8 protein-coding genes are annotated in these 13,684 nt (G+C 59.0%); 6 read left to right on the top strand and 2 right to left on the bottom strand.

The genetic code is table 11. From position 1 onward, the window contains the following. Positions 1-85: 85 nt before the first annotated feature. Both HMPREF3044_RS09360 and HMPREF3044_RS09355 read right to left on the bottom strand, forming a co-directional pair. Entirely contained in the window at positions 86-1,294 is a 1,209-nt protein-coding gene (locus tag HMPREF3044_RS09360; RefSeq protein ID WP_005395094.1) for an Rv3212 family protein, read from the bottom strand. Between the two features lie 104 nt (positions 1,295-1,398). Then, a complete protein-coding gene (locus HMPREF3044_RS09355; RefSeq protein WP_070741140.1) occupies positions 1,399-2,766 on the bottom strand; it encodes a DEAD/DEAH box helicase in 1,368 nt (455 codons plus the stop codon). A 309-nt stretch (positions 2,767-3,075) separates the two neighbouring features. Here HMPREF3044_RS09355 and HMPREF3044_RS09350 point away from each other — a divergent pair, with 309 nt between their 5' ends. The 6 genes from HMPREF3044_RS09350 (at position 3,076) to HMPREF3044_RS09325 (ending at position 13,659) form a co-directional block, all read left to right on the top strand. Then, positions 3,076-3,300 (top strand): DUF3107 domain-containing protein, encoded by a 225-nt coding sequence (locus HMPREF3044_RS09350; RefSeq protein ID WP_005390290.1) that lies wholly within the window; start codon positions 3,076-3,078, stop codon positions 3,298-3,300. Between the two features lie 310 nt (positions 3,301-3,610). Next, a complete protein-coding gene (locus HMPREF3044_RS09345) occupies positions 3,611-4,489 on the top strand; it encodes a DUF3152 domain-containing protein (protein ID WP_070741137.1) in 879 nt (292 codons plus the stop codon). 386 nt (positions 4,490-4,875) lie between these two features. Next, positions 4,876-6,027, top strand: coding sequence for a ThiF family adenylyltransferase (locus HMPREF3044_RS09340; protein ID WP_083318153.1), 1,152 nt, complete (start codon positions 4,876-4,878; stop codon positions 6,025-6,027). Then, complete coding sequence (locus HMPREF3044_RS09335; protein ID WP_005390287.1) at positions 6,017-6,898, top strand: TIGR02569 family protein; 882 nt, start codon at positions 6,017-6,019, stop codon at positions 6,896-6,898. Before HMPREF3044_RS09340 ends, HMPREF3044_RS09335 begins: the two co-directional genes overlap by 11 nt. A gap of 13 nt (positions 6,899-6,911) precedes the next feature. Continuing rightward, the gene (locus HMPREF3044_RS09330; protein WP_070741131.1) at positions 6,912-9,989 is read left to right on the top strand and encodes an ATP-dependent DNA helicase; all 3,078 of its coding nucleotides are present in this window, start codon (positions 6,912-6,914) and stop codon (positions 9,987-9,989) included. After that, entirely contained in the window at positions 9,973-13,659 is a 3,687-nt protein-coding gene (locus tag HMPREF3044_RS09325; RefSeq protein WP_070741128.1) for an ATP-dependent helicase, read from the top strand. Before HMPREF3044_RS09330 ends, HMPREF3044_RS09325 begins: the two co-directional genes overlap by 17 nt. Positions 13,660-13,684 lie beyond the last annotated feature (25 nt).

The following is a 13,684-nucleotide window of genomic DNA, read 5'->3' as shown; positions in this document are numbered from 1 at the left end:
CTCGGGTCCGCGGTGGCTGTGCCTGCTCGGGTGTTCAATGGTTGTGTCACTAGGGAGCGAAGCACCCTAGTGGGGCACCGTCTGTCTAAGCGCTCGGCGTGAGACCGACGACGGTGTCTCCACGCTTTTCGACGATTGCCTTTCCCGCAATGCGCAGATGCACCGGTCCCGAGTAATCACCGCGGTCGACGGGGATGACAAAGTCTGGGGTTGTGCTGGGCAATGAGTACACAGCAATGCCCCCACTAACGGGGACAAGAATGTGCTCGCCAATCGCATCGCCCGTGCCCAGGGCACCGTCGATGGTGTACTCTTCCACGAGCCGAGTGGGCTCGAAAAGATGGAGGCGGGAACCGTCAAACCACGTCATGTTGTGAGGAAGATCTCCAACAGCTGGTGTGAAAATACCTTCCGCTGCAGGTGCAGTTGCGTTCGTGGGGGAGAATCCCGCAGATTTGCCTTCTTTATCGTATGAGAGGAAGAAGTTCGACGTGTCGCCCTCACCTGCCGGGGACAACACAGAGGCCGTATTCTCACCAATCGCCACCAGATAAGAGCCGGGGTTGAGTTCCACATCCCCGGAAAGCTCCGGCTTCCTCGCGTCCTCGGGTTTGGAGTTCTGCAAGCGCAGCCATGTCTTCCCGTCAGGGCACGTTTCTGTCAGAGCCAAGAGCTTCGTTCGGGTGAGAGCCGAAGTAATCGTGCAGTCGGCGTGCGGCTGAAACTTCGGTTCCTGAGGATTGGGGACATCGCCGTATATGACTGTGCGGACGAGATCGTTTCGCCACAGCTCAACGGAGGCAGGGGAAACCGTTCCGACGTAGGAGTTAGAGGCCACCGGGGACACCGCCTCCGGTGCGGGAGCGGACCGCGTGTCCTTGTATCTCCCCTCGGCAAAGGTAATGGACGTGACATCGCCACAGCCTGCGTTGTTCTTATACGTGGCTACGACGGCACCGTCTAGCTTTGCCACCATACACAGCGGTAGATCGCGTGAGTAGGTCCACAGCGGAGAACCCGTCGCGGCATCATAGGCAGCGACCGTGTCTCCTTCGGTTCCAACAACCACCCCTTGATCCTCAATCGGCTGGTGACGGTCGGGTTCGGCGGTATCTGGAACGCGGTAGGACTCCATTACCGCTCGTGGTACCGTGCCGAGCTGCTCCGGTTCGCTCACTGCGGTTCCGGTTGTCTCCAGATGCGAATGACGCGCCGGCGCAGTTGCGTATACCGAACCCACACCGATAACGGAGGCGACGAGTAGTGCGGTGACAGCACGTGCGTTGTTGTTCAAAGCGTCGGTATCCTTTTCGCGTCCAGGGCGTGACTATTGCCGAAAGTCCAGGTGGTCTGAGCTCCAGGTGGTTTGAGCTTCAAGTGGCTTGAGCGCTGTTATTCCTAGTGGCGCCGCCCGCCTCGGCCACCACGGCGGCTGCCACGCGAACGACCGCCGCCGCGACTGCCACGCGCATCGCCACGGCCACCTCGACCACTCCGGCCACCACGCCCGCGCCGGGCGGAGTGATCCATACCAAAGACAGGCCGTGACTCGCCGACGGTGCCATCGGCATCCTCAGGGATGTCCAGTTCCTCGTATAGCTCGGGCGAGGTGGAGAACCACTCGGGAAGCTCGTCTTTTCCAAGGCCAAGTTCATCGTTGATCAGCTTCCACTTGGGCAGCTCGTCGTAGCCGACCAAGGTTACGGCGGTACCGGTGTGCCCCGCGCGCCCAGTGCGCCCGATTCGGTGGACGTAGGTTAGTTCGTCATCCGGGGTCTGGTAGTTGATCACATGGGTGACATCGTCGATGTCGATACCGCGGGCCGCGACATCAGTAGCGACGAGGATGTCCACCACCCCGTCCCTGAAACCTTGAAGAGAACGCTCGCGGGCGGACTGGCTCATGTCGCCGTGGACGCTCGCCACCTGAAACCCCGCACCAGCGAGGTCGCGGGCCACTTCCGCTGCAGAGCGTTTAGTGCGGACGAAGATGATGGTGCGTCCGCGACCGCGGGCCTGGAGTACGCGAGAAATAACGGCGACCTTGTCCATCCGGTGGGACTTGAATACCACCTGCTTCGTGGTGGCATTGGTCTCCGCCTCCCCGGACATCTCTGCCCTGATGTGGACAGGCTTGTTCATAAAGCCACGGGCAAGTCCGAGGATGGCATCGGGCATCGTCGCTGAAAACAGCATCGTCTGGTGCTCAGCGGTGATACCAGCGATGATCTTTTCAATTGCGGGAAGGAAGCCGAGGTCCAGCATCTCGTCAGCCTCGTCGAGGACAAGGATACGTACGGTGCCCAGTCGCAGCTCGCCACGGTTGTATAGGTCGATGAGTCGGCCTGGGGTTCCGACGACTAGGTCTGTGCCATCTTTTAGCGCCTTTTCCTGCTCCTCGTAGGGAGTACCGCCGTAGATGGTGGTCACGCGCACAGGGAGGTTGACGGCGGCGCGGGTGAGATCTTCCCCAACCTGAACACAGAGCTCGCGGGTAGGAACAACGATGAGGGCGCGTGGCGTTCCGTCGAGCTCTTCGATGTCTGCGTCATCAAATATGCGGTCCAGTACTGGAACGCCGAACCCAAGCGTCTTCCCCATGCCGGTGCGGGCCTGCCCGATGAGATCCCGCCCTTCGAGTGCAATAGGTAAGGTCAGTGCCTGAATTGCAAACGTATCGACGATGGATTGCGCGGCGAGTGCATCGGTAATCTCCTGTGCAACGCCGAGCTCGGTAAACGTGGGTTTTTGGTTTGAAGTGGACACAAAACGGTATTCTATCGTTTCCCAGTAGGAGAAACTATCTGCCCATCATCGGTGAGGGGTGGTGGGGTCTCCGTCCGCCTGCAGCGAACAGGGCGCATCGGCGCCGAGCTGTCGTGACAGATTCAACTATGGTGGGGTAAGTACCCGGAAGTACACCCGGTGGTATGTGAAGTGCACCCGGTGGTATGTACTGTCGGCACCGGCTGATCAGCTCCTCTCGCTGTCACACCGGATAGCTCCTGGGCCTAGATAAAAAGCGTGGGTGTCATATGCAGTGAGGCCCTGTAAAAGAAAGGATGACGCAGACAGATGAACATCAAGATTGGTTTTAAGGATTCGGCTCGCGAGCTCGCCTTTAACACCGACGAGGAGAAGGCCTCCGTAGAGGAGCGGCTTCGCAACGCGCTCAAAAACGATGAGGCAACCGTAGAATTTACCGATGCTAAGGGGCGGCAATTCATCGTTCGACAGTCTTCTGTCGCCTACGTAGAAATCGGTGCTGAAACAAACCGTCCGGTAGGATTTGCAAACTAAAACCAATCGGCTAGTTCGTTTATGAGGTTTCGGGCCTCAGAATAGGGGGCAGGCTTGTCAGGTGAACAGTGCTTCTGCTCCTCTTCTGGTGCCACATGGGGTATCTGCTGTGCAGAGCCCCACTTTTTGGTTGTGCGGTTCGGTGGAGGAGAACGAGCAGCTACCCCGGCGGTTCCTGCCCTGCTTAGAGGTGTGCCGTTTGTACTATGTAACCTATGACAACCGGCTCCCTGCTGAGCCGGTGACAGATGTTGCTGGCAAGAAGATGGTAGGGCACCAGCCCGTGCGGTGAGAGGTAAAGGGATAATCGATGGCAGACAGGCATAGCCGAGACGAATCGCTTCTTGTGCGGTTCGCACGACAATTTGGCTGGCGTGCATATGCCATCCCCGTGCTCATCGTGCTAACACTATGGGTGGTTGTCGACATCATTGCCAGCGACCCCTCGGAGCCCACAACAACAACCTCCACGTCTGGTGTCGTCACCGTCGAAGAAGGCCCAACGATGGCAGCGCCTGACCCCGCCAAGGAAGATATTGCAAAGCTCCCCGGTGGCACGCTACCTGCAGGTGGTGCCTACACCATGCAGGGTGAGAAGACGTTCCGAACGGTTGGATCGCCACAGCCGAAGGTAGGAACAGGAGCAGAAAAAACCTTTTCATACATCGTCCAGGTAGAAAACGGGGTGAATACCGACGGCTACGGTGGCGATGAGGCCTTTGCCGCCATGATTGATGCCACCCTCAAAAACCCCAAGAGCTGGATCCACGATGAGAAATTCGCTTTCCAACATGTCGGTGAAGGGGAAGAGCCAGACTTTACCGTCCAGCTCACGAGCGTAAACACGACGCATGAGGGCTGTGGTGCGGAGATCGGTAAGGAAACCAGCTGCTACACCAGCATTGGTAACCGGGTTCTCATCAATGAATCCCGCTGGGTACGGGGTACGAGTGTGTTCGCAGGCGACATTGGCTCGTACCGCCAGTACGTGGTGAACCATGAGATCGGTCACGCGATTGGATTCGCCGAACACATGCCGTGTGGCATCGACGGTGAACTCGCGCCGATCATGATGCAACAGACACTCAGTCTCAATAACTCGGAGATGTTTAGTATCTCCCCGGACGGCCCATACCCAGACGACAATAAGACATGCCGTTACAACCCATGGCCTTTCCCGCACGCCTAGTGCTCGTCGTGCAATGCATACCATGCAAGGAGGTGCGGTAGCTCATGCCACAAGGTACCGTAGCGCTGACGGGCCAAGAATCCCCCGCAGCTGCTGCAGCAGAGGTTACGTAACGGGCGAGTGAACAACGGGCGCGTGAACACTGTGCAACGATTGTCACGCAGACTTTGCAGTAGTCGCCTGTGGTGGCTCGCTGTCTGTGACGGCTCGTTTCCTGGGGTAGCTCGTTGCGTGTGGTGGCTTGGCAATCGCTGCAGCAGGGTGGCACGCAGAAGAGCCAATACAGCCGTGGCTTCCCGCTAGCCTTGCCACGGAGGTGGCGCCGGGGCTGGCAGATGAGTCCGCACAAGGAGAACATTCGTACACGTGGAGGAGGAATCACACAAATGACCGCACGCAAACTACATTCGTCGCGGGTGCCCGTGTCCCCGAAAGAACTGCCCAGTGGCGCGGGAACCCGCTACGCCCGGCACTTCACCCTCCCCGGCTTTGGGCTCACTGGACAGCAGCGACTCTACGGCGCGAAAGTGCTCAGTATCGGTGCCGGCGGTCTCGGCTCCCCCGTGATTCAGTACCTGGCTGCCGCAGGGGTAGGAACCATCGGCATCATCGACTTCGACACCGTCGATGAGACGAACCTGCAACGCCAGGTCCTCCACAACAGTGAGACCATCGACCGAAAGAAGACAGACTCGGCACGGGAGTACGTCGACAAGCTCAACCCCCACGTCGACGTCATCACCTATGACTATCCGCTCACCGAAGCAAACGTAGACGAAATTGTCGCAGGCTACGACCTCGTCTGCGATGGCTGCGACAACTTCGACACCCGCTACACCGTCGCCGATGCATGCGCGCGGGCAGACATCCCGCTCGTCTGGGGATCCATCAACCGCTTTTCGGGGCAGCTCTCCGTCTTCGACGGAGCCATCACCTTGCGCGACATTTTCCCCGAGCCACCCGCACCGGGCACCGTACAAAACTGCGCAGAAGGTGGTGTCCTCGGTGTCCTCCCCGGCGTAATCGGCACGATGATGGCCAACGAGGCGATCAAACTTATCACCGGCATCGGCGAGCCGCTTTACGGAAAGCTCGCCGTGTGGGACGGTAAAAGCGCTACACTGTCGCACTACAGCATCGCCCCACGCCCGGAAACGAAGCAAAAGGTGCAGGCACGCAGGCAGGAAGAATCTTCTGCCAGGTGCACGACAACGAAGAAGGAGCAGACCGTGGTCACTGAGCACGACATCCTCACATACAAGGAACTAACGGATAAGGGAGCTCTGCTTGTCGACGTTCGCGAGCCCCACGAATGGGTTGGCGGTCAACTCCCGGATGCCCTCGGCGTGCCGCTCAGCAACCTGCGCGCCGGGAACCTGGGAGAGCTCACCGATGTTTCCCCGGATACAGACCTCGCCCTGTACTGTGCCGGCGGTGTGCGGTCACTCGAGGCGGCCTCAATCCTGCAGGGAGCGGGCTTTAACAACGTGGTCAGCCTGGCGGGTGGGATCAACCGGTGGTGGACCTATGCCGACTAAGGCTTCAGCCATCTCCTATGTGCCCACCGTGGTACAACGCGCCTTCTCCGCACACATGGGGACCGAAGCGCAACGTGCGGAGGCAACATACGCGGGCGCAGCCTGGGACCACGGCATCCATGTAGGCGACATCGTTGTCGCGCCGGTGGTCAACGTCGAGCGAGCGAACTGGTCTGCTGCCGCGCGAGAAACGCTTCGCGTGGACAATGTCACCCTCGCCCGGTCGGTTCGCTCTTCCGACGGGCGCCTCGTTGTGGCCGGCTGGAAGGCGACGGAATATCACCCCGGCTGCCTTGCCGATCGTGCCGACGAGGTCGTGCTGGCAGCTCTCCGCCTCGATTCCGCACTCGCAGACGTCCCACTGCCCGACATCTTTCCCACCCAGATGGAATCGTGCCGGGTGGAATCCGACTTCTTCGATCTCGCCGACCTGGCAGCGTGGGCAGATGACCCAGGAAGCGTGCTCGACGCGGGGTTGAACTCGCGCGCGCAAGCAGACGAGAGCCAACTCGTCGCCCTCAGCCTGGCTGCTGATGCCATCGAGCGCCTCGAACCGATTGATGCTCCTAACCAGGTCACACACGCGGACATGTTGGCAACGACGATCTTCGCCGACGGCGCAGCCCCCACGGTGACGGATATCGTGCCCGTCGCACACCCCGGTGGATACACGGCCGCTCTTGCCATCGTCGATTCACTCATTGCCGGCGCGGCGACGTCGCGAATCATCAGCCGATTCGCCCACGTGGAGAACCTCCATCAGCTTGTATACCGGGCGTTGCTCTATCGCCTCTACATCCACGCGCTGCATCCACAATCGCGCTCGAATAGCCGTTCGAGTATCGTTCGGGTGGCCAGAGAACTGCTGTGAAATAATTGGACTCATGGCAGCACCACAGCTCAGACTCGTACCACCGAAGAAAAAGGATCTCCCAGACAGGCAGTGGCCGGAGTCAGCTGGCCCCCTGCTCGACGGTCAGCACGGTTCCTACCTCATCACCGCTGAGGAATCCGGTGCCGGAGTAACAAGCCTCATTCGTGATGCTGCCCGCGCACGTTTGCTCGCGGGCACTGATCCCGATCGACTCCTCATTGTCACGCATTCCAAGCGCAGCGCCCTTGCTTTCGAGGAGGCGTTATGGGATGACCTCGTCGCGTCGAGGAGTGAGGAGGAAAATGCTGCGCCCTACGTTGCCGAATCCAAACTCGCCCAGAGTGTTCACTCGCTTGCTTTTTCCATCGTCCATTACGCAGCTATTGCCAACAACGTTCCCGCCCCACGCCTGATGACAGGAGCCGAGCAGGATGCCGTGATCCGCGAGCTGCTGAAAGGCAACCAAGAAGCAGGGGGAGAGTACTGGCCTGCGGAGCGGGTAGAAGCGTTGGACTACGTGGGCTTTGCGCGTGGCCTCAGGGATTTCCTCCTCCGCGCAGGTGAGCGCGGGAAATCAGCGGCAGACGTGAAGAAGCTGGGGGAGCAAGAGAATAAGCCACTGTGGGTTGCAGCCGGAGCTTTCCTAGAGGAATACACGGCGGTGATGAACCTGCAGCAAATGCATCACCTCAACGCGTCGGAGCTGCTCATCACTGCTGTGCGTGCGTTGGAGGACAACCCAGCGCTGCTAGAAAAAATGCGAAATCGGTACGACTTCCTGGCAGTTGACAACGCCCAACACCTCGACCCGCTCTCCCAGAAGCTGGTGGAGATGATTGGTGAGCACACGCCCATCTTTGTGGTCGGCGGAAACACGAACGGGCTGGTGTACTCCTTCCGTGGTGCCAACACCGACCTCGTAGAGGACAAATCCGGTAAGACAGTCATCACGCTGGAGCAAAGTTTCCGGCGACCATCCGACAAGCGCATCATCTACACGCACACGGCGGGCGATAACTTTTCGGTGATAGCACGCGAGCTGCGCGAGGTGCACCTCATTCGCGACATCCCATGGGAGGACATGGTCGTCATCACCCGCTCCCTCAGCCAGATTCCCGCGCTCCAGCGAGCTCTTGCTACCGCCGATGTCCCCGTCCATATCGATTCCACAGATGTTGTGCTCGTCGAGCAGTCGATTGTCCAGGCCATGCTGCAGGCCGTGGACATCGTCATGGGCAACGGTACAGAAGAAGACATCATCGAGCTCGCCACTGGCCCCATTGGAGGAGCCGATCCCATCACCCTGAGGCGAATCCAGCGAGAAATCGGCGAGCTTGGCCCCGTTGTTCGGGGTGCTGCCAGGGTCGCTGAGGATGCCCGGTTAGGCGAACAAGCAGAGTCCGTCCTTGCACACCTCAGTGCAGTCATCCAAACCGGCCGGGAAGCCGTCGAACGCGGGGACAGCCTGGAGCTGGTTCTCTGGTCAATCTGGGAGGCGACGGGTCTCAGCACCTCCAAGATGTACACCGCCTTGCGTGGTGGTCCCGCCGCCGCGCAGGCGAACCGGGATTTAAACGCGATGATGGAGCTTTTTGACGTTGCGGGCGACTATGTTGAGCGCGTCAAGCAACCGTCACTCGAGGGATTTATCGAGCACCTTACCTCGCAGGATCTGCCCACTGGTGTCCGGGAACGTCAGGTGGTTGCGCCGAAGGCCGTCGCTCTCCTCACTGCGCACGGTGCGATCGATGATGAATGGAATACCGTCATCCTCGCAGGTGCCGACGATGACTCCTGGCCTTCTCTTGGGCTGACCGGGACAATTTTCGATCAGGAGGAGCTTGTCGACCTTATTGATGAAAACGTCGACCCCGATGCGTACATCGACCGCCTCCGCGAACGCCTCCATGAAGAGCAACGCCTGTTTTCACTCGTCACCTCTCGAGCAACGGACACGCTTGTGATCACAGCCATCAATCCGGCAGAGGAAGACTCGCCTCTGCCACAGCCATCTCGTTTTGTGAGGAAATTGGAAGAAGACGAAACTTTCAGCGTCAGCACTGTAGTGGAGACAGACGAACTTGCGGTTAAGTCTTCGCGGCCGTTCATTGCCGAGTTGCGCAGAGCGCTGACAAGCGCCGACTCAAGCGACGAAGAAAAAGAAGAGGCTGCCGATCTGCTCGCGATGCTCGCCGACGCAGGTTTTTCCGAGGCCGATCCCACCAACTGGTGGGGGCTTGCTGGCCCCACCGACGCGCAGCCCTTGCGGGAGCCTGGACAACCGGCGACGCTCAGCCCCAGCCAGGTAGAATCCGGGCTCCAGTGCCCACTGAAGATGGTTCTCAACTCCGTCACCCCCACCGAGTCCAGCTCCGCCCTGCGCGAGGGAAATCTCCTCCACGCCCTCGCGGAGGCTTCGGTGACACTCCAGCAAGACGAGGAAACGTGGAAAGAAGCTGAGCAGCTCGTGCTCGACGCGTACCTGTCCTCGCGAACCGTTCCTCCGTGGAAGGAAAAAGCCGATGAAGAGGAGTTCGTCGAGGTGATGAACGCCACGGTGAGTAAGATGACGAACCTTGCCGGTGACCTCGTTGGCGTGGAAATTCCCATGGATGTGACAGTTGGACAGTTAGACGATGGCTCACCTATCCGCATCAAAGGCCGTCTCGACCGGGTGCACCGAGATTCGGAGGGACGGATGAAGGTGTACGACCTCAAAACCGGGCGCTCGGCACCTACCTACCAAGAAGCGGAATCACACCCGCAGATGGCCGTTTACCAGCTCGGAATTAATCATTCCCGGATCCAAGAAAACCCCTTGGAGTTTGTCACCGACGACGGGTCTGGCGGTGCGCTACAAAGCGGTGGTGCGGAACTTGTTTATCCGCGAAGCACGAAGAAACCGAGCCAAAAGCCGTTGACGGAGGACAACGCCAGGATCCTCATGGATAACCTGCGCCAGTTGGTTCACCACACTTCCGGCTCGACGGTTCCTGCGCTGCCAAACAAGCATTGTGGCTCGTGCGCCTACCGCATCATCTGCCCGATCACTGAGGAAGGACGCTCCATCAATGAAGTACACAGCTAACGAGCTCGCCCATCAGGTCGGCGGATTCCCTCCCACGCCGCAGCAGCAGGCGGTTATCGAATACCCGATGCATAACCTCCTTGTTGTAGCAGGTGCGGGAGCCGGTAAAACGAAAACGATGGCCGACCGCGTGGTGTGGTTGGTGGCCAACGGTCTGGTACGCCCTGAACAAGTGCTTGGTCTCACATTCACCCGCAAGGCCGCGCAGAACTTGAAACAGAAAATCCGTAGCTCTCTTTTTGATCTTCACCAGAAAGTACAGGGGCAGAGCGTTCGGGCTGAGGAGAACCTTGATGCCTCCGTCTTTACCTACGATGCCTACGCCCAAAATCTCGTCCGTGAGTACGGGCTTCTCCTGCCTACGGAGCCCGGCTCAAGGATTATTTCCCAGGCGGAGATGGTACAGATAGCGACGGCGATCGTGGAGGACTTCCACGGCACATTCCCGGACGAAACGGCCACAAAATCGACATCGAATGTCGCAACAAAGATCGTCTCCCTCGTCAACGCCATCGAAAGCAACATGCGGACGGCAGAAGATGTACGCGGGGCGACTGCCGAAGCGCTCCGCGTCATCGACAACGTAGAGCGAGCGACGAAGGACACGACAAAATTCATCGCGACGCAGGACACCCGCGTTGTCCTGTTGAAGCTTGTCGATACTTTCAACCAGTATCTCAAGGACAATCGACTCACCACCTTTTCGCACACGATGGCGGCGGCGGCACGTCTTGCCTCCGGTGAGCCATCTGTGGGCAGCAGCGAGCGCCATCGATACCGCGTGGTCATGCTTGACGAGTACCAGGACACGTCCCACTCGCAACGCATCTTCTTGCGGTCGCTATACGGCACGGGAGAACCCGGACTGGCTGTGACAGCGGTGGGCGATCCCATGCAGGCCATCTACGGGTGGCGCGGCGCGAACTCGTCGAACTTGGCCAACTTCGTTACTGATTTTCCCCACACAGTAGAAAAGAACCCAGACGGAACGCCCGTCCAACCTGCCAAGAAACTAGAAATGACCACTAGTTTCCGAAACCCCGGAGCTGTCCTCGGTGTAGCTAACCACATCTCAGGCGCGATCCTCGAAGCCACAGGCGAATATGCGCCAGAAGAACGTAGCGTGGCGGAACTCGAACCTCGCGCGGGAGCCGGCGACGGTGAGGTTCTCCTGGCGAACTTCGAGCTGGAGGAAGAGGAGGCGGACTTCGTGGCGCGTCAACTGGCCGCTGAGTACCACGGGGTCTCCGACGACCAGTTGGACGAATATGTCGCAACGCTGGCTGATTCTGCTCAACCCACACGGGCCACTAATGCCCAGCCGTTCGAAGCCGCAATCCTTGTTCGCCAGCACAGCCAGGTTCCGGAGGCCGTGAAAGCGCTCGAGAAATACAAGGTTCCTTACCACGTGCACTCGTTGGCCGGACTTCTCATGATGCCGGAGATTGTGGACCTCGTATCCATCGCCAAGGCACTCGCGCGCCCAGAAGATAGCTCGGCCCTTCTGCGAATCCTCACCGGACCGCTTGTGAAACTGGGTTTCGCCGACGTAAAAGCATTGACTAATCGGGCGCGCACCCTCAACTCTTACCAGCGTGACAAGGCCACAGCAGAGACAACGACGGAAGACGCAGTCAATGCGGCTGACGAGAGCGGAGCCACCGAAAGCGATGCCGATAACCCAGCGCTCGTCCGGCTCAAAAAGGAAATCGAAGATACGCTGGCTGAGGATACTGTGTTTCTCGGCGATGCACTTGCTGACCTGGGGGATGCTAGCCAGTACACGGAGGAAGGCTACGCCCGCCTTACGTCTCTCGCCTCCCGTTTTCGGTGGCTGCGTGGCCATAGTCTGGCCAGTGGCCTGCAGGATATCTTCCAAGATATCGAGAACATCTTCGGCATTCGTACGGAGGTTTTGGCACGGGAGAACCCAAGGCAGCTTGGTGTGCCCGGAACGTCGCACCTGGACACGTTCCACGGATACGTCGCCGATTTCGCATCCATAGACGGAGCGACGCTGCGTGGATTCCTCGAGTATCTCGACGCAGAGGCAGAGGACCGTGCAATGGATCAAGGCGAGCAAACGGTTTCCCCGAATCGCGTGGATATCATGACGGTCCATGCAGCCAAGGGATTGGAGTTCGCCACCGTCGCCGTTATTGGTGCCAACAGCAAGATGTACAAGGATGGGCAACAAACCATCACCACTGAGACTGCTGCCTCCCGGCCAGAAACCCTGCCTTCATCTGTCATTGGCGACGCCGTGGATATTCCAGAGCCCCTTCTGGAAAAACCGGCTAAGGAGTGGAAGGACAGCGGTTTTAACGCCTACGAGTATGGCTTCTTGGATTCCACGCCCCGCTACGCGGTGTCACCGGATCTAGAGATCACCAAGGGGTCGCATTTCAAGGAATCCCTTGAGCGCTACAAGTACTTCCTGCGGATGAAAGAGGTCCGCGAATCAACGCGACTGTTCTACGTGGCGGTTACTCGGTCCTCCCACCGCCTCTTCATTACCTCGCATGCCCGCGAGCGCAACGATTTCCAGACGATGACCTTCCAACCGTCCAATGCAGCCGAGGGGGGAAAAGCCCCCAAGAAGCAGAAACCTCACACCCCCACGGCGATCACCCCAACAGAACTGTTTGCGTCTATTGCTCAGTCAGACGAGTTTTCTGGCAACGTGGTGACCTGGTGGGAGCCGGGGGAGGAGTTAGAGGAAATCTATGTCGAGCGTGACTCAGACGAAGCGCGTTTCCCCGTGGACTTCCTCGGTGACAAGCGAGGTGCCATTGAACACGCCGCAGCGCTTGTGAAAGAGAAAATGCGCGAGCGCGAAAGCCAAGGCGTGGGGTCTATTTGCGAACGTGTCTTGTCTGCTGCAGAAGCTGCAAAGAACGGTGATACCGATGCGGACGCGTCAGGAAGCCCTGCTGACGAGCCAGAAAAAGAAAACACTCCGGAGAAGCAGCGGATATCCCGGTGGAGACTGACCGCGCACAAACTTGTGGAAGAAAAATGCCTGGCAGAGCGCAAGGAGATCGAGGTTGAGCTGGGCAGCCGGATCAACGCAACCGAGATCGTTCAGCTCAAGAAAAACCCAGAGGAGCTTGCTAAACGACGTCTTCGTCCGGTGCCGTTTAAGCCGAACTCGCAAGCGAAACGGGGCACGAAGTTCCACCAGTGGATCGAGGAACAATACACACTGCCCACGCTTCTCGACGATGACCAGCTTCCCAGTATCGGCGAGGAGGATGTCACAGCGGAAGAGCTGGCACAACTCAAGGAGAACTTCTTGGCCAGCCCATGGGCTGACCGCACGCCAGTGGCAGTCGAGCAGGCAATCGAATACCAAATCGGCAGCAAGCGCGTGACGGGCAAGATCGATGCGGTGTTCAGGAATACCGACGGAACGTGGACCGTGGTTGATTGGAAGACCGGGAAGGTGCCCTCCCAACGGGATCTGCCGGCACTTTCCCTGCAGTTAGCCGAGTACCGCCTTGCGTGGGCGGAAATCCAGTCAAAGCGGGAAGGTCGCCACGTTGACCCCTCGGAGGTAGAAGCCGTGTTTTTCTACGTCCGTGAGGGCTACACGCTAAAGCCGGAAGCGCTCATGGATAAGGATGACCTGCGTCGGCTCATTGAACTGGAAGAAAATGGGAATGAGTAGTGAAGAAAGCGACCTCGGGTAGGAA

The sequence above is a fragment of the Corynebacterium sp. HMSC073D01 genome (assembly GCF_001815555.1).
Lineage (GTDB): Bacteria > Actinomycetota > Actinomycetes > Mycobacteriales > Mycobacteriaceae > Corynebacterium > Corynebacterium glucuronolyticum.
Note: the sequence above shows the minus strand (reverse complement) of the source record. Positions and strands in the feature narration are given on the sequence as shown.